Source organism: Amycolatopsis sp. DSM 110486 (genome assembly GCF_019468465.1).
Lineage (GTDB): Bacteria > Actinomycetota > Actinomycetes > Mycobacteriales > Pseudonocardiaceae > Amycolatopsis.
In genome coordinates, this window is the sequence record NZ_CP080519.1 from 8,758,525 (window position 1) to 8,779,271 (window position 20,747).

Here is a 20,747-nt window from a genome sequence, read left to right on the forward strand (position 1 = left end):
AGCAGCAGGTTGAGAGTGGTGACGCCCGGGCGGACTTCCCCTGCGACCTCAGCGCGTCCGGCGTGGCCGGGAATTCCGTGCTGATCGACGTGTCCAGCGACCGGGGCGATTGCGGCCGGAGGCCGTATCCGTTCGGAAACCAGCAGCCCCGCCGGCGACGTGATGACGTCGTTCGGGCTGATGCGGGTCGACGCGTGGCGATGCGAGCTGGGCGACGGACCATGTCTGCTCTGGAACGTGACTGAATGCGGGATCGCCTCCGATCCCCTTGAACCGAAGGTTCACCCCCGACGGGGGAAGAGGTCCCGGCGTCCGCCACAGAAGTGTCTACAGGGGAGTGTTGATAACGCCGCTGTCCAGGGGAGGAACCAGCGTGGCTCGTCGACCGAACATCGTCCTCGTCCACGGCGCGTGGGCTGACGGTTCCAGTTGGAGCGCGGTGATCGAGCGGTTGCAGGCTGACGGCTACACCGTCACCGCACCCCAGTTCCCGGAGTCCGAGCTGGCGGGTGATGTCGCCCGGTTGCGTGAGGTGCTGGGGCGCCAGGGCGGGCCGACGCTCGTGGTGGGGCATTCGTACGGGGGCAGATCGTCACCGCGCTGGGGACGGACGCGCCGAACGTCGTGGGGATCGTCTACGTCGCGGCGTTCGGCCTGGACGAGGGCGAGACGATCGGCAAGCTGTTGGAGCAGGGCCCCCTCGGCGCGGCGCTGGCGCATCTGGACGTGGACGAGCAGGGCTTCGCGTGGCTGCCCGAGGACGACTTCGTGAACCACTTCGCCGCCGACGTCGACCCGGTCAAGGCGCGGGTCATGTTCGCCGTGCAGCAGCCGCTGGCCTTGTCGGCCCTCGACGAGGTGATGGGGGTGCCGGCGTGGAAGTCGCACCCGGCGTGGTTCCTGGTGGCCGACGGCGACCAGGCGATCCCGCCCGAGGCCCAGCGCCTGTTCGCCGCGCGGATGAAGGCCACGACCGTCGAGGTCGCGTCGAACCACGTGGCGATGGTCTCCCATCCCGACGACGTGCTGCGGCTCATCGCGAGCGCGGTCCACGCCGTGCAATGAACTCGCGGCGGGCCACCACGAAACGGCCGCGCGCTGCGGCCTCGGCGCCAAACGCGTTGGCTTCGGCAGGTTTGCCGGTGATGCGGGGTGGGCTTACAGCGTGCTTCGTGTGGGTCGGGGTGTTGAAGTCCCAGGACTACGAGGTCGAGAACGCGGAGCCATTGGTCACCGCGAGTCCGCTCACGTCATGGCCGCGTGAGAAATTGGGTGCGCGGAGGCTCGGGCGGCTCATCGGAATCACTCAGATCATTCGGGTTCCTTGATCGCGGCGAAGCCACTGGCGCCGCGGGCGTCGGCCGTGGGCAGCCTCGGGGCCGCGGGGATGATGGTCGGCACGCTCAGCTTCCTGGTCACGACACCGGAAGCCTGGCGTGAGGGGCACCGGATGACCCAGCTGTCAGTGCTGGGCGAGGCCCTCTTGAAGGACGGTGTGCTCCTTGGTGCCTCCCTCTTCACCGCCGCCGACTCGCTGACCGCCGCCCGGGACAGATCGATCGGAGCAGGTGAAGGCGGTTCCGCCGCGTGCCGATGACCGTTCGCAGGTCGGCTCCCAAGGTGGTCACCGCGGTGCGCAGGTGCGCCAGGTAATGGTCGATCTGGACGACGGGCGCTGGGGCGTTGTCGGTGGTGAACACGAGGTCCGGCAGGACGCCATCGATCACGACTTCACCCGAGGCGCGCGGGCTTCCGTCGACGTCGAGCCTCGTTCGTGGCTACCTGTTGCGCGTCGCCCGCGGCCTTGTTTCACTGGGCGATTCACCCTGTCGACGAGGAGGTGCGATGGAGATTTCGCGTACCCGCGCCATGCAGCTGTGGGCGGTCACGATGACTGCGGAGGACGCCATCTTCACCTGCGCCGCCGGCGACGACAGCGAGGCATGGTCACTGCCGCGCGTGTGGCCTGGACGGGGGCTGGGTCTGCCGTCAGCCGAAGTGCCCGCCTTCACCGCCGCGGTCGGTGAGGTGATGAAGACGCCGCTGTACTGGCGGGCGCGGTTCGCCCGTCCCGAGCGAGCTCACGCTCAGGCGTGGGCGGCGCCGAAGGTCGACGCCGAGGATGACTTCACCTACGTCAGCGGCCCGTGCGGGCGTGACGACCAGGCCGTCGGTTACCAGCCGGTGGCGCGCGTCGTGATCGCGCTCGCCGACCTGCGGGGACTTCGGGTCCGGCTGGCGGCGCACCTGCACGAGCGCTCCCGGGCACTGGCGTTGATGTTGCCGGATGAGCGTTAGGCCGAGGCGTCGACGCCCCCTCCGACGGGCAGCGTGAGGTGGGAATGTTCACACGCGATCGTGTATTCGCACGGCTCGGGGTTGCGGGCGAAGCGCGGATAAGCCCCGCCGGAGATCTGCAGGCGGAGGCGGTGGCCGGGAAGGAACCGGTGGGCGCACGAGCCCAGCGGCAGCATGACGGGGCCAGACGTGGGGGCGAGTCGCGTGAACGCCTCGGTCACGTTCCAGGAGCGGCCGCGCGGATCGACGTCGCACAGCCGCACGAACAAGCTGGCTGCCGTGCTGGTGGTGAGGTGCAGCTCGACGGCGGGTGCGCCGAGAACTTCGAGCTCGCTGGCGAGGGGTGCGGAGGTGAAGGTGAGGACGTCGTCGCGCGATTCGAGTGGACGGTTGTCGCGACGGCCCGCGCCAGCGGACATGTGGCGGCCGCCGAGAGACGGCGTGGGATCGACTGGGTCGTAGCGGAACTCCGCGCTGCCCCAACCGGTTTCGTCCACGAGCTGCCCGTTACCGGTCAGGCCGAGGGTGTGCGCGTGGGTCTTCGGTGGCCAGGTAGGAAGCGTCCGCCACTCGGCGGCGCCGGTCACGTGGACGCGCACGGGGAAGGGCCGGCGGGAACCGGCGCCGGCGACGTGCTCGTCGAACCAGGCCAGGGTTTCGGGATCGGCTGTGCGCGCGGCTTTCAGCGCCGTCTCGAGGTGCGTCCACGGGCCGATCGTCAGGGCGACGTCGGCGTCGAGACGGTCGTATTGCTCGAGGGTCTGGTCGAGGAACACGTCGTGCCAGCCGCCGATGAGCAGCACCGGGATCCGCGTCGCGGAGAGTGCTGCCGAGGCTTCGTAGGGAGTCCAAAAAGGATCTTCGAGGTCGGAGTGTGCGAGCCAGTCGGAGAACCATGTGCGCTGGGGCCCCAACGCCGTCGCCGTGGCCGCTTCGGGGGTCGGCTCGCGCAGCGATGCGGCCAGGCGGCGGCGCGCGGCGAGGAGTGCACGCAGCCCGCGGCCTTGCGCACGCATCGTGGTGCTCCAGCCCAGGAAATCGGCGAGCGCGATCGAGCCCGTACCGCGGATAGCCCGGCCGAAGTCGTGCGGCCCGACCATCACGACGGCCGCGCTCAGCTCCGGCGGCGGATCCTGCAGCAGTGACCACTGTGCCCAGCCCAGGTAGGAACCGCCTGCGCTCGCGAGGCGGCCGGTGAACCACGGCTGTTTGCGCAGCCACGCGACGGTGTCCTGTCCGTCCGCCGCCTCCTGCGCTATCGGCTGGAACTCACCCGTGGAGCCGTGGGTACCGCGAACGCTCTGTAGCACGACCTGGTAACCGCGCTCGGCGAACGCCCGGCCGTGGAACAGGCTCTCCGGCAGGCCCCGGCCGTAGGGCGTGCGGATCAGCACCGTGCCGTGGGCCTCGCCGACCGGCCGGTAGAGGTCGGCGAGCAACTGCGCACCATCACGCGTCGGCACGGCGACGCCGTGCGTGACCTCGTACGGTTGTCCGCCGGGTGGGAGGCCGAACACTGCTCGGTGGGCAGCGCCGACCGCACGAGCGACAGCACCGGCTCGGCGGGACCGGGCCATGGGGTTCTCCTCGTGGTCGGAGGCGCGCACGGATCGGAATAGCTATTCCGGATCGTATCATCGCGCCGTCGTGGCTAGGTCGTTTGGCGGAATCGACGAGCCGCTCATCTCGTCAGCGTTGTCGGGCGTTCGGGCGCTTGTGCGGAGGAAGAGCGGGACTAGGCTCGGGCGGAATAGCAATTCCGGGGTCGGTCCTGGGTGTCCGGCTCGAGAAAACTGACGGGGCTCCTCGCCGGACAGCTGGCGCATACTGGCCGTTACCCCTGAACCGGGTCCCGGCCAGGGTGCGCCCGCGTGCTCCGGGGAGGGGACGTCAGCCGAGAACCTCATCAGGACCACCACCCTCAGGGAGACAATCATGAGCGCAGGAGCGCGCAACGTCGTCCTCGTCCACGGCGGGTTCGTCGACGGTTCGGGTTGGGCTCAGGTCCACGGCCTGCTCGTCCGCGACGGCTACTCCGTGAGCGTCGTGCAGAACCCGACCCTGTCGCTGGCGGGCGACGCCGCCGCCACGCGGAGGATCCTCGACCAGCAGGACGGTCCCACTGTCCTGGTCGGACATTCCTATGGCGGCGCGGTGATCAGTGAGGCCGGCACCCACGACAACGTCGTCGCGCTGGCCTACATTGCCGCGTTCGTCCCCGACAAGGGGGAGTCGGTGAACACGCTCATCGCCGACCCGCCTCCGGGCGCGCCGGTGCCGCCGATCCTGCCGCCGCAGGATGGATTCCTGTTCCTGGACAAGGAGAAGTTCCACGCCTCGTTCTCCGGTGACCTCACGGCGGAACGCGCGCGGTTCCTCGCCGACTCGCAGGTTCCTTGGGGTGTCGACGCTCTCGCCGGTGCAGTGAGTCAGCCGGCGTGGCGCGTGAAGCCGAGTTGGTACCTGGTGGCGTCCGAGGACCGGATGATCCCGCCGCCCGCGCAGCATGCGATGGCCGAGCGTGCCGGAGCGACGGTCACGGAGGTCGGGGCCAGCCACTCGTTGTTCGAATCGCAGCCCGCCGCGGTGGTCGACGTGATCAAGAAGGCCGCAGCGGCGGTCTGACCGTCGTCGGTGGAGGGCGCGGCCGGCATCCGGCCGCGCCCTTCACCGGTCCGGGCTACTTTTTGGTGGTATTCGAGATCCGCCGGCGCCGACCTCGTTCCAGGGCGGCGATCTGCCGGTCGGTGAGCCCAGGTTCGGGCAACGGGGTGGGGGCGTCGCGAGCGGGCTGGAGGCTGTCCATGAGGAAGCCGATCATCCGGCGGTACAGGCGGGGGTGGGTCGCGCCACCGAACTCGACGGAGGTCTGCACGGCCATCGACAGCAGCAACAGGTCGCCGGCCACGAGATCGTCGCGCACGAGCCCGGCATCCCGCGCGCGCCGCACGATCTCGCCGAGGTGCTTGCCGGTGCGGTTGTGGGTGTCCTCGACCAGCTTCGCCAGCCGGTGCGGGGTGCGCGGACGCGACCAGCCCAGCGTCTGGCTGTAGGACCCGGTGAGCAGCTCCCGGAACCCCCTGTCGGGGGCCAGGGTAGTGACCGATTTCTCGAGGAACCCGGCGATGCCAGCCCACGGGTCCGGATCCAGGCTCGCGTCGATCGCCTGCTGCTCGGCGATCTCGAACAACGGCGCGTAGACGTCGTGGATCAGGTCGTCTTTCGTCGGGAACGTGCGGTACACCGTGGCCACGCCGACCCCGGCAGCCTTGGCCACGTCGGCGAGGGTGGCGCCGCAGCCGTGCTCGGCAAAGACCCCGGCCGCGGCCGCCACGACCCGTTCGAGGTTCGCCTTCGCGTCCCGCCGGGTCGGGCCCGGGCTACCCGGCTTGGCTTCGCGGGACTCGGTCACGCATCGGATTTTACCGGGCTGCCCTGCGACTTCGCGGCGTGGCGGACCCGGGCCGCTTGACAACGGCCCGCGATCAGAACGACAGCGTGCCGCTCCCGTGACTGGGACGGGTATTGATCAGCCGCGCGGTCTCGGCTTCACTCAGGTCCAGGTAGAAGCGGGCGGCCAGCACCGCCCGCATCCGCGGCGGCAGCCGGTGCAGCAGCGCGACCATCTCCGCCCGGCCGGCCGACACGACGAACGCATCACCCTGGGCCTGAACGTCGGCACCCGCGTCGGGCACCAGCCGCTCCCGCCGACCGCGGTCACGGCGGGCCAGGAACACCCGGAACAACACCTGCCGTGCGTAGGCACGTTCGTGCGCGATGTCCGCGCGACTGACGTGCTTGACCACCTTCAGCAGCGCATCGTGCACCACGTCCTCGGCCTCGCCCCGGTCGCCGGTCAACACCAGTGCGTACCGCAACAGCTCGCCGTAGTGCTGCTCGACGAACACCTCAAACCGCTCGCCCGGCCCCCGCACACCCACCCCCCATCTCCTGCAGTAACAACCCCCTTGATCACTCAGGACACCGAAAAGTTGCTCGCTCCGCCGAACTTTCTCCAGCAATCACCCCCGCAAGGGGCAGTTGCACGCAGATCGTCGAGGTCAGGCCCTCAGCCGCGGAACGGCGTGCCAGAAGGCCCAGCCGATGAGCACGAGCTGGCCGACGATCCGGGCGAACGCGGGAATCGAGGTGGAGATCGAGGTTCTTGGGCGCGTTCTCGGCCAGGCCGAGAACATCACGTCCCCGGTCGGCGGATGTTCGGGTGCAGCGGAGCCCGCGCCGCCCAGGAGGTACACGGTCGCGCCGGTGCGCAGCGGGGCCTCCGCTGGGCCCTTCACGTGCGGGTTGATCCACACGGGCCGGTGTTCACCGCGCGAGGTGTACCACTGGTTGCGCCAATGCCCGCGAACGGTCCACCGGACCTGGTAGCTGCGTTCGGCGTGCTGCTCGCGCTGTGGGGTGTCGGCGCGATCGTGGATCCGCACGACGCGCACGGCGTGGGGGTTGTAGCCCTCGCGCTCGGCCCGGCGGCGGAAGGTGCGCGGCAGCGGTTGCTCGTCGGCGGCGGTGACGCCGGGCTGGGTGATCAGCAGCCACGTCGCGCGCACGGCCTGGCCCAGGCGACGGTGGTGTTCTTGATCTATTCCCAGCCGACGTCGGTCGTGGTAGGCGGTGCAGACGTTGCGGCTGCCCGGTTGCGGATTGCCGGTGGCGATCACCAATCTGGTCTCGGCGTCGATGGCGACCTGCACATTGCTCGAGTAGCGGTAGTTCTTCGACGGGGTGGTCAGCCGGTGATCCCGGGTCGGGACCAGAGTGCCGTCGACGATCGCGACTGCATCGATCCGGCGTTTGCGGACCGGGGCCAGCGCCAGCAGTGGGCCGATCGTGTCGCTTCCCCCGGTGCGCGGCGAGTGCGATGCCCCGAACAGCGGGCCGATCTGGCGCGTGGTCAGGTTCGTCCGTCAATAGGTCGCGACCAGCAGAACCCGGTCTGCCAGGGGCAATGCCCACTGCCGGCCCGGCCGTCCGTCCGCGATCTCGTTTCCGCCCCGCTTGGCGACCAGCCGTATCGGCTTGCGGAGCTGACCCGGTTCCCGCCCGGTGAACGGGGCAATCCACTCCGGCCGCGACGCTGTGATCACCTGCACCACACCGACAGGATCAACTACCGACCCAGCCAGCCCGACACCGGGTGACGAGACATCCCTTAGGAGAGCGTGATGCGGTCGGTGCAGTCCATGACGTGGTCAGAGTGCCGGCTTGCCCGCTTGGTAGAGCCAGGCGTGGAAGAACGAGTCGAGGTTGCGGTGGGTCAGTCGCTCGACGAACTGGATGAATTGCCGCGTCGAGACGTTGCCGTATCGGTGAGCGGTCGGCCACTGCGTGAGCACTTCGAAGAAGGCGCGGTCGCCGATCTTCATGCGCAGCGCCTGCAGTGTCATCGCACCGCGGTTGTAGACCAGGTCGTCGAAGATGTGATCACGTCCGGGGTCGGCGACTTCGCCGCTCCAGTCCTTCTCGTCGGCGTAGGCCTTCGCGAAGGTCTGTTGCACGGGGACGTTGTTGAATTTCTCCTGGTAGAGCCACTCGGAGTAGGTCGCGAAGCCTTCGTTGAGCCAGATGTCCGACCAGTGCACGGGAGTGAGGCTGTCGCCGAACCACTGGTGGCCGAGTTCGTGGGCGAGCAGGTCGCCGTCGACATCGCTGGTGCTCTGATCGTAGACCGGCCGGCTCTGCGTCTCGAGGGCGTAGTCGACGCCGACGTCGGCGAGGATGCCGCCGGTCGAGTCGAACGGGTACCGCCCGTACATCGAGGATTCCCATTGGATGACCTGCGCCGTGGTCTGGTTGAACACCTTGCCCTGACCGGGCTTGGTGTCGATCGACTTGCCGATCGCGGTGATGTTCGGCAGGCCGCCGGCCGCCACGCCGCGGGTGACGTCGTAGTTGCCGATCGCGAGCATGCTCAGCTCGCTGGCCATCGGCCGGTTCATGGTCCAGCGGAAGGTGGTCTGGTGATCGTGCGTGGTGGTGGGCCCGGGTTCGCCGTTGGCCAGCACCGTGAGTCCGGTGGGGACGGTGATGGTCTGGGTGTAGGTCGCTTTGTCGTCGGTGGTGTCGTTCACCGGGTAGTAGGTCGCCGCACCGATCGGCTGGTTGAGCGCGACCGCGCCGTCCTTGGTGGCGACCCAGCCGGAGACGCCCAGCGCGGGGTCGTCGATCTTCTGCGGGACGCCGGCGTAGCTCACCGAGACGACGAACGAGCTACCCTTCCGTAGACCGTGCGGCGGGGTGATCGCCAACTCCTGGGCACCGCTGCGGCTGTAGGGGGTGTTTCGGCCGTCCACCGAGAGCCTGCTGATCTTCAGCGGTCCCTGGAAGTCCAGGTCGAAGCGGGAGAGATCCTGTGTGGCCGTGGCGAGGATCGTCGTGGTCGCGTTGATTGCTTTGGTTTCGGGGTTGAACGCCAGCCGGATGTCGTAGTGACTGACGTCGTAGCCGCCGTTGCCCATGTCGGGGAAATACGGATCCCCGGCGCCTGGGGCACCAGGGGAGTACAGCGGTTCTCGTGCCGGCGCCGCATCCGCTGCCGGGCTCGTCGCGGCCAGCAGACCGGCGGCCAGGGCGCCGGAGATGATCAACAAGTGGCCACGGCTACGGTTGGCGCCTCGCATTGGTTTGGTCCTCCTCGGCAGTGGTCGACGCTGAAGAGTAGGACCGATCCGACACGCGGATCAAGTCTGTTGCGGCGGCTTCGAACGTTCGGTTCGGGCGGTTCCCGGGCCGGTCGTGCCGCTGAGGTTTCCGGGGCAATCGCTTGAGGACCTTCCGTCGGAGGTTGCACGCAACATCCGACGGAAGAGCAGGGGGCCTGTCCGACCACCGGTGGTGCAGGGTCACCACCGCGAAACCCCAGCAGCAGTGTGTGGATCGAACGCAACAGCGGCAAGAAGTACTAGTGTCCTGCGTCAGAAATTCGTCGGCAGAAGTTGGCGAGTGACTCGAGGATCTCAGCGGCGGTCTTGGTCCAGATGAAAGGCCTGGGGTTGTCGTTCCATTCCTTGATCCACGAGCGGATGTCAGCTTCGAGGTTCTGGACGTTCTTGTGGACACCGCGCCTGATCTGCTGATCGGCAAGGAAACCGAACCACCGCTCAACCTGATTGATCCAGGAGGAACCGGTCGGAGTGAAGTGCATGTGAAAACGAGGGTGCCGTTCCAGCCACGCCCGAATCGCTGGTGTTTTGTGGGTGCCGTAGTTGTCGCAGATCAGATGGATCTGCAGATGAGCGGGGACCTGCTTGTCGATCTTGGCGAGGAACTTCTTGAACTCCGCAGCCCGATGCCGGCGGTGCAGGGCGCTGACGACCTCGCCGGTGGCGACGTCGAACGCCGCGAACAGCGTGGTCAGACCGTTACGAACGTAGTCATGAGTACGACGCTCAGGCATACCGGGCATCATCGGAAGCACCGGCTGGGACCGATCCAAAGCCTGGATCTGGGACTTCTCGTCAACAGAAAGCACGATCGCACCGTCGGGCGGATTGAAATACAACCCGACAACGTCGTGCACTTTCTCCACGAACAACGGATCGGTCGACAGCTTGAAGGTGTCGGTCAGGTGCGGCTTGAGCTGAAACTTCCGCCAAATCCGGCCGACGGTCGACTTGGACAAGCCACTGTGCTGCGCCATCGACGCACGCGACCAGTGCGTAGCGTCCTTCGGGATTTCCTCCAGAGTCGCCACCACCACCGCTTCCACGTCCTCGACCCCGATCACCGGCGGACGACCGGGCCGAGGTTCATCGACCAACCCGTCGAGACGGTGTGCCAGGAATCGTCGACGCCACTTGCGGACCATGTCCGGCGACACGCCGAGATCCTTCGCCACACCCACAACCGGAGGCACACCGTCCTGGGCGCACGCCAGCACAATCCGAGAGCGTGCAGCCAAAGCCTGCGCCGAATTTCGCCGCCGCACCCAGCGTTCCAGCGTGGACCGCTCCTCATCGGTGAGCAGCACCGGCTCAAGCTTCGGCCCCCGACGTCCCGCGACACCATCAGACATGCCATCAGAGTCTAAATGACGACGAATTAACGACGCAGGACACTAGTCAGACTTCATCGTCCTTGGCAAGGACGGTGTCCACTGGGTCGTCCAAGGCCAGTCGGACCGGAGGAAGCGCTCGACACCGATGGGCTCGAGGACCAGCGCGCAGCCGAAGAGTGGGCCCCGGTTCGTCCGCGACAAAGTCAAGTCGGGACCTGGCGATACACGTTCGTCACTGAGACCCATCTCAAGTCAGCCACGAGCCGGGAAGAACTGTTGGTCCGTACCAAAGCCATCCTCCAACTTCAAACATGTCGGGCGGGGCCATGCCCGGAGCGACTCGCGGAGCCCACCAACGAAGGCAAGCGAACGCTGCGGCAGCTGCGATCACAACTGCCGCAGCCGCTGCGAACCAAGCCGAGTACGAGGAGGCGAAGAAGGCCGCCGCGGACAAACGCAGCTGGGTCGACATCGCCATCCAGGTCGGGGGTGACATCCTGCAGGAGATCATCGGTGTGAAGGGCATCGTCGACAACTGCATCAAGGACTTCAACCTCGCTGCCTGCGGCTGGGAGGTGCTGACCGCGCTGCCCTGCGGCAAGATCCTCAAGGGCGGGAAGATCGTCACGGCGTTCAAGGACACGCTGTCGTGGATCCGACGTCGGGACAAGGCGATGGCGGACTTGCGAGCGGTTGAGGTCGCGGAGCAAAAGCTGTCCAGCGTCAAGACCTGCAACAATTTCCTGCCCGGAACGCTGGTGCTGATGGCTGACGGAAGCCGTAAGTCGATCGAGCAACTCAGAGTCGGGGATCTCGTCGCTGCACATGACCCCGCGGCAGGCGCCTTGAGACGCCAGGCTGTAGTCGGCACCATCATCGGCGAGGGCTGGAAACAAGTGTCCGAAATCAGCTTCGGGCCTCACGCATGTCTTGTCGCCACGAACAACCACCCCCCTGTGGGCACCCGACTCTCACCGTTGGGTGCGTGCTGATGAGCTGAAGCCCCGGGTCTTGGCTCCAGGACGAATCTGACACCTCGGTTCGAGTCGATTCGATCCAAAACCGACAGCTTCCGACGCGCGTGTACAACCTGACCATCGATGTCGACCACACGTACTACGTCGCCATCGACCGCCAACGTACCGTTCTCGCGCACAACTCCGCACCATGGAGTTCGTGTGGTCAGTACGACGCGGACGGGCATCCTGTCGATGGGACTAGGATCAGCACAGACGCGGCACTGGACGCTGCTGAGAAGTGGCTCGGTCCCGGGGGCTACAACGAGCCCGTTCCCGGCAGCGGCCGCTTCGTTTCGAAGGACACCCGGAAGACGAAGGTCCGACCATTTCGACTGAGCAGGATCCCAGCGGCTGTTGTTCCGCAATCCTGACTACACCAGTTGGAAGAGTGTGACAACTCCGGCGCCAAGGACGTCGTGGACAACTGCATCAGCGACTTCGAGCTCCTCGGATGCGCCAAGGGCGCCGTCGAAGTCGGCTCGTGGTTCGTGCCCGTCGGCGCCGCCGCCCACGGGGCCGAAATCGCCGCCGAGGCCGGTGCCCACCTGCTCGAAGGCGCGGCTGCCGCCGAAGGCCGAACCATTGTCGCCACAGGCGCCGAAGAACTTGCGACAGCCGGTGACGGGGGCTACCCGTATGTGGCACGAAAGGTTGGATCATAATGGAAATGTTAGAATCGTTCGTCCCGACGTTAGCGCAACCGCTGGGAGTAAGGTTCACTACATGTTCGACACCAACGGCAATAATACGGGGAGCTGGTAGTGCAGATCCACGAGCAGGTCAGGGGCAGGATGATTGCCCTAGTTGAGGGCTTATTGACGCGGGAAGAAGTCGCAGACTGGGCTCTGCCGCTGATTAAATGCGAATCCGCAAGGTATTCCTCTGATGCGACTCTTTGGACTGCGCTCGATAGGTTGGCCGGTGCTGACCTTCAGCAAGGTCCGGGAGTGTATCTGCATGACGCGGATGATTTCCAATCCTGGCTAGATGAATTCGATAAATAGTGAATGTGTGGACGTTTAGTTCGAGTTGACGGGGCAAGCTAACTGGCCATGGGAGTATGCGCACGGATATTAACTTGGAGCCGGGAATGCGGGCATTGAGGATTTCTGGAGTTCGAGGTCCGGCCGGCCGCGGACGATCTGGACGACGATCTCACCGTCCGGGATGCCGGCCTGGCCGCCGAGGGGCGGTGGCGAACACGTCGGCCAACTCACTGAACTCGCCGGTTATATCGAGGTCGTTGCGGCTGGTCAGCGCTGTGATCCCGTTCGGTGCGACGCGCGGGCGGTGAGGCATGGAATCGGTTGAACTGCTGGCTGTAGGGCGAGGATCCTCAGCCATTCCAGTCTCATTCGAGATCCTTGATAGGGAAGGGTTGGGCTTGAGAATGAAGCTCTCAGGTCGAGACTGGCAGTCCTTCACTGAGTCGAATCTGTTCAAGTGTCTCCTGAGCGCTCGAACCGCCCTAGGGAAGGAAGATCTCCTGCTTTGCTGCCAGGGAGCGCGACCGGACGTGTTTCCCTCCGGAATGCAGCAACAGATGGATAGTGGCCGCTTTGCCGCAGTCCTCTCCCGGTCTTACGAAGAGAAAGAGATTGTCGACATCTTCGCTGCGGCTGAACCATCGCAGGTGACTTCTGTGGAAGCCCAGCGAGTAGCCGTATATCAGTTCTTCAACCTGCCGATTTCTGATGCAGGCGGAGACGCGTAGAAGGACCTGGATCGGCGTGTGACGGCAACGCTGACGGCAACAGGGCCGAACGTCGGTGCCCCCCACGAGGTCTCGTGGGGGGCACCGACGTTCATAGAGGGCTTGGCGCTGGAGGCGGAGCCTCACGTGGGCGTAGACGTCGGCGGCTACGCCGATGTGGGCGTGGCCGAGGAGCTCCTTGATCACGACGAGGTCGACGCCCTGTTCCAGGAGGTGGGTGGCGGTCGAGTGGCGTTCAGCTGAGGCACAACCGCCGCGATCTCGTCCACCCGCGCCTGGACTCGCTGCTGCTCGGCGTCGGTCACATCCCTGGCGCGAACATCTGCACCAATGCGCTTGTCCCGTCTTCCCGCGCGGGCGTGAATCCGGCTAAATGCGCGCTCTGCCTGGGTTCTTGTTAAAACGTCCGTACTTCAATGGTGCTTAGGTCAATTCCGTAGTGGCTGTAGACCTTGGTTGTATTTTCGCTTGTCAGTTGGTCCTCGGGGTAGCCGAGAATGCCGGCCGTCCGGACGACGTCCGTTGCCGGGCCGGCCTCGATCTCCAGATACGGCGGGATCTGTGGCCACTCGTCGATTTCGAGCTGTACGCCGTCGAGGTTCGGAAAACGGACGGCCCTACTTGCCGGTACGCACCGGCAGCAGATCCTCGATCAACGCCCACTGCTCATCCGACAGCAACTGAAACCGCGACACGACCGGCAGCATCCCAGCCACTACCCACAACGTTTGTCAGACACGCCCTAGCCGGCCCTGGTCTCCGGTTGGGCTCCGTTGCTCACGGAGCGCCCGATACGGTGCGACACCGGCCGACACAAACGCTCATGAAAAATGCGCCTTGACCTGCGCTAATCAACCCTGGGCGCACTATGTAACACTCGTTGACATCACTAACCGGGGGATTAAAAGCCCGCGGGTTCGACCGTGGTGATTTTGAAACGGTCGTCGATTACATGGCCTCTACCTGCGGTTATGTCAGCATAGCAATCGTGTTGCTGTTGCGAACGGCCGTTCTGGGCTCCGTTAGGTCTCCGTTCTTCCTGCTGTGCTCAAGGGGTCAAATCATAGGTCCTGACCTGGTGTTTTGCCTCTTGGTGGCGAGCATCGTCCGGCGGCTGTCCGGGCTGCACGAGATTCGACGTCTCGTGTAGGGCCATTCGGGTGACGGCTAGGGTCGCCGAGCTAGTCTGCTCGAAACCTGTCCTGCGATTGCTAGCGCCAGAGGGATTTCCGAATCCTGTAGCGCCCTCCTCGCATGGTGGGTGTTTGGCTTTGGTGGTCCTTTGGCTCGACCGGTGCCAGATGCGGAGCCCGTGACGGCGGTGACTGTCTAGGCTGGTGGGGATGGCGCCAACGGGATCGGACGCGATCCGCCTGGCGACTGTGCGCGGCACCTCGGGCTCGGGTAAGAGTCCCGTTGCGCCGGTGGTCCGTTCATACCTGGGGCGGGCTTGTGCGGTGGCGGCTTTTTCCGGCCGCAGTCGGAACTTTCACGGTCCCGACCTGTGCCGTCACATGGCATGGATGCGCGGGGTGCTGAGCGGATCAAGTCCGAGTGCGCGTGGCCGCTGAGGCTTCCGGATCCGGGAAGAACTTGCCAGGGTGTTGAATCCGCCCGCCGGCGCACGCCCGTTCTTCAAAAGGCGGGGTTCTGGTCAGTTTGCCGAAGTCGCTGGGCGAACCGGCGAGCGTCCTGTTCTGCTGCGCTGCGGGTGTCCGATGTTCGCCCAGCGAGTCCCTTCGCGTGCCTGGGTCGCAAGCCGAGCCTTCCCAGTCACCGATGTCCAGCCGCTGCACGCCTTCGCCGGTCCGGATCATCGTGTCGCCGTAGACGGTCAGGTGCACTGTGGACCCGCGGATCTGGCTGGCGTCGCCCGGCGCGAGCGGTTCCATGTTGTTGACGCTGCGATGTCGGTCTGGGTTGGGACAGTGCGTTCGGCGAGCTGTGCAAAACTCCGACCAACGCCGAATTCGGTTCTGAACGTCGCCTTGGATACGGTAATGCTGGCTGCCCGCCCGAGTACCCCAACGCCGCCGGTGCTTGGTCTACGTTGCGCAACATGATCGCAGGGCAGGACCGGTCGTTCGAGATTGGTTCCGAAGGGGGCGGTGCGGCAGCACCGCCCCCTTCGGGAGCGTCAGGGAGTTGTGACCACGGTCGAGACCGTGTTGGTTACCGGTGGTACTGGATGGAGATCGCTATCGCGTTTGCACGCGGCAGTGCTGAGCGCGATGACGGTGACGAGGGCCGCCGCCATCGACCGGACACGTGATCTTACTGGTGCCGACACTTTTCGACGCGGGCTCATGGGTCAAGTGTAGGCGGCTTAGCAAACATTGATCTGGCAGACAAACTGGGCATCAGAGAAGACGACATGGTTGCCCGGTTCGGGATTGTTTCGTCTCCGACGTTGCCCGCACTGATCACGCCGAGAACGACGAGTCCACCCGTGGTGTCGTGCACCTCGACAGGGCCGCCACTGTCACCATGCTGAACCATCCGGCTTCCATCGGACGAATAGCCGGTATCTACTCCGCACACCGTTTTGCACGGACGGATCCTTTACCGGCGAAAACTGTCGCGGCATTGTCGACCTCGTCCAAGGCTGCGCGCCCGTTGACAACTTCACAGACTTCCGGTGCGACGTAACCGCGAGGAGTTGAAGCGCTCGGATCTATGAACCTCGGCATCTGTTTCATTGTTTCCCTCAGGAGCGCGCGGTCACTGCGCCCATATTTCCCGTGGTATAGAACGTGCTGCCACTGACGTATCCTTGCATCACTGTGAAGTTTTGTTCGAAACAACTGAGCTGACCGATGATGCACGCGCGTTCGCGCTCACGTGGCTGGCGACCGAACCCGGCGACCCGTGGCACAGGGACAGCGAGTCGGCTAAGTTCCGGAGAGACGTGCGGGTCGCGGAACCACTCGCGCAGGTCGATGACGAGGCCGGCTTCGGGCGGTAGTCCGTGCCCGAAGCCGAACGAAACGACGCGCAACTGCGGGTGGTCGGCGTGGTCGTGGGTGCTGGTCGTCGTCTCCTCGATGAACCGCGGCGGCCTGGCCGGATCCGTGTTCGAAATGGACGACCGCATGACCGGCTACGACGTGCGCGGCACCATCGACGCCGGGTTCGAAGCCGCGAAGATGCTGGCGCGCGTCGACGTCGGCGACCCCGCGACCGTCGCCACGCTCGAGACCTGCGGCCGTGCCGTCACCGAGCTCAACCGCGCCGGGGTCGTCGCGATACTGGAGCCAATCCTCACCCGCCGAGTCGAGGGCCGCGCGGTCAACGACCTCTCGCCCTACGAATCCTGGCGCGCCGCTCTCGCGCAGCCCGGCGTCCGCGGCCTGATCGTCGGCCGGTCCCTGCTCTACCCGCCGGATGACGACGTGGCCGCAGCGGTCGACACGGCCGTGTCGCTGGTCCGCCCAGAACGGCGGGTCCGCTCGTGACCCGAGGCGCTCAGCCGAGCGAGCTGATCGCCGCCGCGAGGCGCTGCGCGCGGTCCTTGCGGGCGACCAGCGCGGTGTCGAGGTCGACGGGGACGAAGCGGGTTTTCGTGCCCGGCGCGGCGCGGGCCACGACGTCCATGTCGGCGCTGATCACCGTGGCCACCATCGCGTAGCCGCCACCGGAGACGGCGTCGCGGTGCAGGATGATGGGTTGCGTGCCGCCGGGGATCTGGATGGAGCCCACAGCGTAACCGGCGTCGACGATGTTCGACGGGTCGGAGCCGGCGCCGAAGGGCTGCACGCGTTCGCGCCACTCGACGCCGGGGCCGTCGTAGCGCAGGCCGGCGCGGTCGGCGACCGGGGTGAGCGTCCACTCCTGCTCGGTCAGGTTGGCGAGGCCGCGTTCGGTGAGGCGGTGGTCGTAGAGCCCCAACATCACGCGGACCTGTTGCTGCGGGCCGAAAACCGGCCGGTGTTCCTCGGCGACGGTGTCGCCGGGCGGCGGGTTCGCCGGCGCGCCGATCGGCACCACGTCCCCCGGCTCTAGCTTCCGCCCTCGGAACCCGCCGAGGGCGCCGAGCAGGTACGTCGAGCGGCTGCCCAGCACCGCGGGCACGTCGATGCCACCGGAGAACGCGAGGAAGTAGCGGGAGCCGCCGCCGATGTAACCGAAGGACAGCTCGTCGCCGTCGGCCAGTGCCAGGCGGGTCCACTGAGGACGTTCCTCGCCGTTGACCTTCACCGGCACCGGCGCGCCGGTCACCGCGACCTCCAGCGAGCCGTGGGCGCGCAGGACCGGGCCGAGGTAGGTGCACTCGAGCAGCGCTTCGCCGTCGCGGTTGCCCACCAACGCGTTGGCCAGCTCGGCCGAGTACTGGTCGAGCGCCCCGCCCTGCGGGATGCCCAGGTCGTAGTAGCGGATGCGGCCGCGGTCCTGGACGGTCGTCGCCAGTCCGGGCTGGCTGATCTCGATCGCGCGCTCACTTGCCACGGAGCACCTCCAGCAGGGTGGCGTTGTAGGCCTCTGGGTCGGCGACGGCCCGCTCGGTGTCGAACTCGACGGGCACGATCCGGTAGCGGAACGTGCCTGCTGCCACTTCGGCTTCGATCGCGCGGTACTCCTCTTCGGACACCGGCGTGAACTTCACGACGTCGCCGGGCCGGAAGAACACCATGGAATCGGCGAAGTCGGCCAGCTTCTGCGCCGGGTCGAAGATCGGCGCCGCCGCGATGCCGAACATCTGGTAACCGCCCGCGCCGCGCACGGAGTAGATGCAGGCGAAGCACCCGCCGTGACCCACGGTCAGCTTCGGGGTGTCCGTGCGCGGGCTTAGGTACTTTGGCACCTCCAGCTGTTTGTCGCGGCCGACCAGCTGGAACAGGAACGGCAGGCCGGCGACGAACCCGACCATCGAGACGATCCACGGGTTCGTGTGGTGGCGCTGGATGAACTCGGCCGCGCCGTCGAGGTCGTTGATCCGCGCCGCGTAGTCGAGGTCATTGCCACTCGGGTCCTGGTGGTACCCCTCGCGAAACCGCGCGCCGACCTCGCGGGTGTACGGATCGTCGTACCACACGGGGACTTCGATGATCCGGGTCGACAGCACGGTGCTGCTTTGCCGCTGCGTCGCGGTTTCCAGCTCCCGGACGGTGGTCTCGAGGTCGGCCGGCGCCACCACGTCGGGGTCGAAGCGGATGAGCAGCGACGCGTTGGCCGGGCAGATGTCGACCACGCCGTCGAGGGACTTCGCGGCCAGCGCGCGTGCGATGCCCATGGCCCGCAGGTTCCCCGGCAGGCTCATCTCCTCCGCGATCTCGACGAACAGGAACTCGTCGCCGCCCCACGTGTAGCGGGCCTGGGCGGGCAGGGTCTGCGGTGCGCTCACGCCGTCTCCTTCAGCAGTCCGGGAGCCGTTTCGATGAACTTCGTGTGGTGCTCGACCGCGGCGAACTCGGGCCGCGCGAACAGGGTCAGGTGCAGGCCGATCGTCGTCGCGATCCCGGTGATCTCGACGCCGCGCAGCGCCTCGGTCATCTGCGCCATCGCTGCGGCGCGGTCGGGGCCGTGCACGATCAGCTTGGCGATCATCGAGTCGTAGTACGGCGCCACCGCGTCACCCGCCTCGACCCCGCTGTCCACCCGCGCGCCGGACGGCCACGTCAGGGTTTCGACCGTGCCGGGGCTCGGCATGAACCCGCGGTCGGGGTCTTCGGCGTTGATGCGCGATTCGAAGGCGTGCCCGGTGAACGTGACGTCGTCCTGGGCCAGGCCGAGCGGTTCGCCGCGGGCGATCCGCAGCTGCTGCTCGACGAGGTCGATGCCCGTCACGAGCTCGGTCACGGGGTGCTCGACCTGCAGGCGCGTGTTCATCTCGATGAATGCCGCTTCACGGCGCACCGGGTCGTACAGGAACTCGACCGTGCCGACCCCGCGGTATTGGCAGGCCTGCGCGAGATCGATCGACGAGTGGCGGATCCGTTCGCGGACCTCGTCGGGCAGGTCGGGCGCGGGGGCCTCCTCGAGCACCTTCTGCGAGCGGCGCTGCATCGAGCAATCGCGGTCGCCGAGGTGGATCACGCGTTCGCCGTCGCCGAGCACCTGCACCTCGACGTGGCGCGCGCGTTCGACGAACCGCTCCAGGTACATCGTGTCGTCGCCGAAGCTCGCCCGCGCCTCGGACCGCGTGAGGTCGAGCGCGGAGAGGAAGTCGGTCGGATCGGTGACGAGCCGGATGCCCCGGCCGCCGCCACCCGCGGACGCCTTGAGCACCAACGGGAAACCGACCTCGCGGGCGACCGCGAGCGGGTCGGCGTCGGGGTCGAGCGGTCCGCCGGAACCGGCCAGCACCGGCACCCCCGCCTTGCGAGCGGCTTCGCGGGCGGCGACCTTGTCGCCCATGAGCCGGATCGCGTCGGGCGCTGGGCCGACCCACGTGAACCCGGCGTCGAGCACGGCCTGCGCGAAAGCGGCGTTCTCGGACAGGAAACCGAAACCGGGGTGCACGGCGTCGGCGCCGGTGTCGCGCGCCGCCTTCAGAACGGCGTCCTGGTCGAGGTAGCTGTCGCGGGCCGGCGGCGGGCCGATCACCACGGCTTCGTCGGCGGTCCGCGCCGCAAGCGAATCGCGATCCGCTTCACTGCACACGGCGACGGTGGTGAGGCCCAGCTCGCGGGCGGTGCGCATGATCCGGACGGCGATCTCGCCGCGGTTGGCGATGAGGAGCTTGCGCACGCGTCAGTCCTCCACCACGACGAGGACCTCGCCGGGTGTCACCGTGCCCCCGTCCACGACGTTGATCGACTTGACCGTGCCCGCCGTCTCCGCGCGGATCTCGGTGAACTGCTTCATCACCTCGACGATGCCGACGGCGGCGCCGGCCTCGATGCGGTCGCCGGGCTGCACGAACGGCTCCTTGTCGGGCCCGGGACGCGTGTAGAAGATGCCGGGAAGCGGAGAGAGGATGTCGGACACGGACCTGCCTTTCACTGGTTCTCGTCGAGCACGGCGCGCACGGCCGCGGCGACCTCGGGGGAGTTGGGGGCGTCGGAGTGCACGCAGACGCTGTCGAAGCGGATGTCCAGCTCCGCGCCGCCGACCGACAGCACGGGCCGGCCCTTCAGCGCGCGGCCGACGCGCTCGGCCGCAGCGGCCGGGTCGGTGCGCCCGGGACGGCGGAGGATGATCAGGTTGCCCTCGTCGTCGTAGTTCAGGTCGACGTAGAGCTCGGCCACGAACGGCACGCCGAGCTCGGCGCACACCGTCTCGTGCGCGGTGCCGGCGATGCCGAAGAACGGTACGCCGAAGACCTTCGCCGCGCGGGCCGCACCGGCCATGAGCTCGGGATCGCTGGCGAGCATGCCGTAGAGCGCGCCGTGGGGTTTGACGTGGTTGAGCGGGGCGCCGTGCTTGGTCAGGAACGCCGTGAGCGCCCCCACCTGGTACAGCACGATCGACTCGACCTCTTCGGAAGTCAGGACCATGCGGCGCCGGCCGAAGCCGGTCAGGTCGGGCAGCCCGGGGTGCGCGCCGATGCGGACGTCGTGCGCGACGGCGGCGGCGACGGTCGCGTTCATGACGTCGGGATCGCCCGCGTGGAAGCCGCAGGCCAGGTTGATCACGTCGACGAGGTCGAGGAGCGCTTCGTCGTTGCCGAAGCTGTGCAGGCCGAGTCCTTCGCCCATGTCGGAATTCAGGGTCGCGGTCATGGTGGGTAACAGTAGGCAGGATGTGGTGGCGGGCACATTGG

20 protein-coding genes and 2 pseudogenes are annotated in these 20,747 nt (G+C 67.0%); 10 read left to right on the plus strand and 12 right to left on the minus strand.

Annotation, left to right across the window (positions count from 1 at the left end; all coding sequences use genetic code 11):
- Window positions 1-439 precede the first annotated feature (439 nt).
- From K1T34_RS42335 to K1T34_RS42350, 4 genes and pseudogenes are all read left to right on the plus strand, one after another.
- A pseudogene (locus K1T34_RS42335) lies at window positions 440-1,065 on the plus strand (alpha/beta hydrolase).
- Between the two features lie 80 nt (window positions 1,066-1,145).
- On the plus strand, window positions 1,146-1,328 hold the full coding sequence (locus tag K1T34_RS54930; protein WP_370643519.1) for a DUF417 family protein: 183 nt from the start codon (window positions 1,146-1,148) through the stop codon (window positions 1,326-1,328).
- A gap of 62 nt (window positions 1,329-1,390) precedes the next feature.
- Window positions 1,391-1,597 (plus strand): DUF417 family protein, encoded by a 207-nt coding sequence (locus K1T34_RS54935; protein WP_370643857.1) that lies wholly within the window; start codon window positions 1,391-1,393, stop codon window positions 1,595-1,597.
- A 248-nt stretch (window positions 1,598-1,845) separates the two neighbouring features.
- On the plus strand, window positions 1,846-2,298 hold the full coding sequence (locus K1T34_RS42350; RefSeq protein WP_255637973.1) for a hypothetical protein: 453 nt from the start codon (window positions 1,846-1,848) through the stop codon (window positions 2,296-2,298).
- Here the strand turns inward: K1T34_RS42350 and K1T34_RS42355 are convergent.
- Window positions 2,295-3,875 (minus strand): CocE/NonD family hydrolase, encoded by a 1,581-nt coding sequence (locus tag K1T34_RS42355; RefSeq protein ID WP_220240271.1) that lies wholly within the window; start codon window positions 3,873-3,875, stop codon window positions 2,295-2,297. The two genes, K1T34_RS42350 and K1T34_RS42355, sit on opposite strands and share 4 nt — an antisense overlap.
- Window positions 3,876-4,233: 358 nt before the next feature.
- Here K1T34_RS42355 and K1T34_RS42360 point away from each other — a divergent pair, with 358 nt between their 5' ends.
- On the plus strand, window positions 4,234-4,923 hold the full coding sequence (locus K1T34_RS42360) for an alpha/beta fold hydrolase (RefSeq protein ID WP_220240272.1): 690 nt from the start codon (window positions 4,234-4,236) through the stop codon (window positions 4,921-4,923).
- Window positions 4,924-4,978: 55 nt separating this feature from the next.
- Here the strand turns inward: K1T34_RS42360 and K1T34_RS42365 are convergent, their stop codons facing one another.
- From K1T34_RS42365 to K1T34_RS42385, 5 genes and pseudogenes are all read right to left on the minus strand, one after another.
- On the minus strand, window positions 4,979-5,710 hold the full coding sequence (locus K1T34_RS42365; RefSeq protein WP_255637974.1) for a TetR/AcrR family transcriptional regulator: 732 nt from the start codon (window positions 5,708-5,710) through the stop codon (window positions 4,979-4,981).
- 73 nt (window positions 5,711-5,783) lie between these two features.
- Window positions 5,784-6,239 (minus strand): sigma-70 family RNA polymerase sigma factor, encoded by a 456-nt coding sequence (locus tag K1T34_RS42370; protein WP_220240273.1) that lies wholly within the window; start codon window positions 6,237-6,239, stop codon window positions 5,784-5,786.
- Between the two features lie 678 nt (window positions 6,240-6,917).
- Window positions 6,918-7,409 (minus strand): annotated as a pseudogene (locus tag K1T34_RS42375) (transposase family protein); the annotation flags it as partial.
- Between the two features lie 99 nt (window positions 7,410-7,508).
- On the minus strand, window positions 7,509-8,906 hold the full coding sequence (locus K1T34_RS42380) for a M1 family metallopeptidase (RefSeq protein WP_255637975.1): 1,398 nt from the start codon (window positions 8,904-8,906) through the stop codon (window positions 7,509-7,511).
- Between the two features lie 311 nt (window positions 8,907-9,217).
- Window positions 9,218-10,330 (minus strand): IS630 family transposase, encoded by a 1,113-nt coding sequence (locus K1T34_RS42385; RefSeq protein WP_220240188.1) that lies wholly within the window; start codon window positions 10,328-10,330, stop codon window positions 9,218-9,220.
- A gap of 308 nt (window positions 10,331-10,638) precedes the next feature.
- Here K1T34_RS42385 and K1T34_RS42390 point away from each other — a divergent pair, with 308 nt between their 5' ends.
- The 4 genes from K1T34_RS42390 to K1T34_RS54045 all read left to right on the plus strand — a co-directional run bounded on the left by K1T34_RS42390 (window position 10,639) and on the right by K1T34_RS54045 (window position 13,045).
- On the plus strand, window positions 10,639-11,304 hold the full coding sequence (locus tag K1T34_RS42390; protein ID WP_220240274.1) for a hypothetical protein: 666 nt from the start codon (window positions 10,639-10,641) through the stop codon (window positions 11,302-11,304).
- 443 nt (window positions 11,305-11,747) lie between these two features.
- Entirely contained in the window at window positions 11,748-11,993 is a 246-nt protein-coding gene (locus K1T34_RS42395) for a hypothetical protein (protein WP_220240275.1), read from the plus strand.
- Between the two features lie 99 nt (window positions 11,994-12,092).
- The gene (locus K1T34_RS42400; RefSeq protein WP_220240276.1) at window positions 12,093-12,335 is read left to right on the plus strand and encodes a hypothetical protein; all 243 of its coding nucleotides are present in this window, start codon (window positions 12,093-12,095) and stop codon (window positions 12,333-12,335) included.
- 512 nt (window positions 12,336-12,847) lie between these two features.
- Window positions 12,848-13,045, plus strand: coding sequence for a hypothetical protein (locus K1T34_RS54045; RefSeq protein WP_255637976.1), 198 nt, complete (start codon window positions 12,848-12,850; stop codon window positions 13,043-13,045).
- Between the two features lie 1,544 nt (window positions 13,046-14,589).
- Here the strand turns inward: K1T34_RS54045 and K1T34_RS42415 are convergent.
- A complete protein-coding gene (locus K1T34_RS42415) occupies window positions 14,590-14,937 on the minus strand; it encodes a hypothetical protein (RefSeq protein ID WP_220240278.1) in 348 nt (115 codons plus the stop codon).
- A 1,047-nt stretch (window positions 14,938-15,984) separates the two neighbouring features.
- On the opposite strand from K1T34_RS42415, the gene K1T34_RS42420 reads away from it, so the two are divergent.
- Window positions 15,985-16,500: a hypothetical protein gene (locus tag K1T34_RS42420; protein WP_220240279.1), complete on the plus strand. Its 516-nt coding sequence runs from the start codon at window positions 15,985-15,987 to the stop codon at window positions 16,498-16,500.
- Window positions 16,501-16,510: 10 nt separating this feature from the next.
- On the opposite strand, the gene K1T34_RS42425 is transcribed toward K1T34_RS42420, so the two are convergent.
- The 5 genes from K1T34_RS42425 to pxpA are packed head-to-tail and all read right to left on the minus strand — an operon-like array spanning window position 16,511 to window position 20,706.
- The gene (locus K1T34_RS42425; RefSeq protein WP_220240280.1) at window positions 16,511-17,491 is read right to left on the minus strand and encodes a biotin-dependent carboxyltransferase family protein; all 981 of its coding nucleotides are present in this window, start codon (window positions 17,489-17,491) and stop codon (window positions 16,511-16,513) included.
- Complete coding sequence (locus K1T34_RS42430) at window positions 17,481-18,386, minus strand: allophanate hydrolase subunit 1 (RefSeq protein ID WP_255637978.1); 906 nt, start codon at window positions 18,384-18,386, stop codon at window positions 17,481-17,483. Before K1T34_RS42430 ends, K1T34_RS42425 begins: the two co-directional genes overlap by 11 nt.
- A complete protein-coding gene (locus tag K1T34_RS42435; protein ID WP_220240281.1) occupies window positions 18,383-19,732 on the minus strand; it encodes an acetyl/propionyl/methylcrotonyl-CoA carboxylase subunit alpha in 1,350 nt (449 codons plus the stop codon). Before K1T34_RS42435 ends, K1T34_RS42430 begins: the two co-directional genes overlap by 4 nt.
- A 3-nt stretch (window positions 19,733-19,735) precedes the next feature.
- Window positions 19,736-19,972, minus strand: a complete 237-nt coding sequence (locus K1T34_RS42440; protein WP_220240282.1) for an acetyl-CoA carboxylase — start codon at window positions 19,970-19,972, stop codon at window positions 19,736-19,738.
- 11 nt (window positions 19,973-19,983) lie between these two features.
- A complete protein-coding gene (pxpA, locus tag K1T34_RS42445; RefSeq protein WP_220240283.1) occupies window positions 19,984-20,706 on the minus strand; it encodes a 5-oxoprolinase subunit PxpA in 723 nt (240 codons plus the stop codon).
- Between the last annotated feature and the right edge of the window lie 41 nt (window positions 20,707-20,747).

Excerpts from the sequence above, each read along its gene's own strand:
- K1T34_RS54930 (WP_370643519.1), top strand. The coding sequence starts at position 1,146 with ATGCGGGGTGGGCTTACAGCGTGCTTCGTGTGGGTCGGGGTGTTGAAG.
- K1T34_RS54935 (WP_370643857.1), top strand. The coding sequence starts at position 1,391 with ATGGTCGGCACGCTCAGCTTCCTGGTCACGACACCGGAAGCCTGGCGT.
- K1T34_RS42350 (WP_255637973.1), top strand. The coding sequence starts at position 1,846 with ATGGAGATTTCGCGTACCCGCGCCATGCAGCTGTGGGCGGTCACGATG.
- K1T34_RS42355 (WP_220240271.1), bottom strand. The coding sequence starts at position 3,875 with ATGGCCCGGTCCCGCCGAGCCGGTGCTGTCGCTCGTGCGGTCGGCGCT.
- K1T34_RS42360 (WP_220240272.1), top strand. The coding sequence starts at position 4,234 with ATGAGCGCAGGAGCGCGCAACGTCGTCCTCGTCCACGGCGGGTTCGTC.
- K1T34_RS42385 (WP_220240188.1), bottom strand. The coding sequence starts at position 10,330 with ATGTCTGATGGTGTCGCGGGACGTCGGGGGCCGAAGCTTGAGCCGGTG.
- K1T34_RS42390 (WP_220240274.1), top strand. The coding sequence starts at position 10,639 with ATGCCCGGAGCGACTCGCGGAGCCCACCAACGAAGGCAAGCGAACGCT.
- K1T34_RS42415 (WP_220240278.1), bottom strand. The coding sequence starts at position 14,937 with ATGGAACCGCTCGCGCCGGGCGACGCCAGCCAGATCCGCGGGTCCACA.
- K1T34_RS42420 (WP_220240279.1), top strand. The coding sequence starts at position 15,985 with ATGACGAGGCCGGCTTCGGGCGGTAGTCCGTGCCCGAAGCCGAACGAA.
- pxpA (WP_220240283.1), bottom strand. The coding sequence starts at position 20,706 with ATGACCGCGACCCTGAATTCCGACATGGGCGAAGGACTCGGCCTGCAC.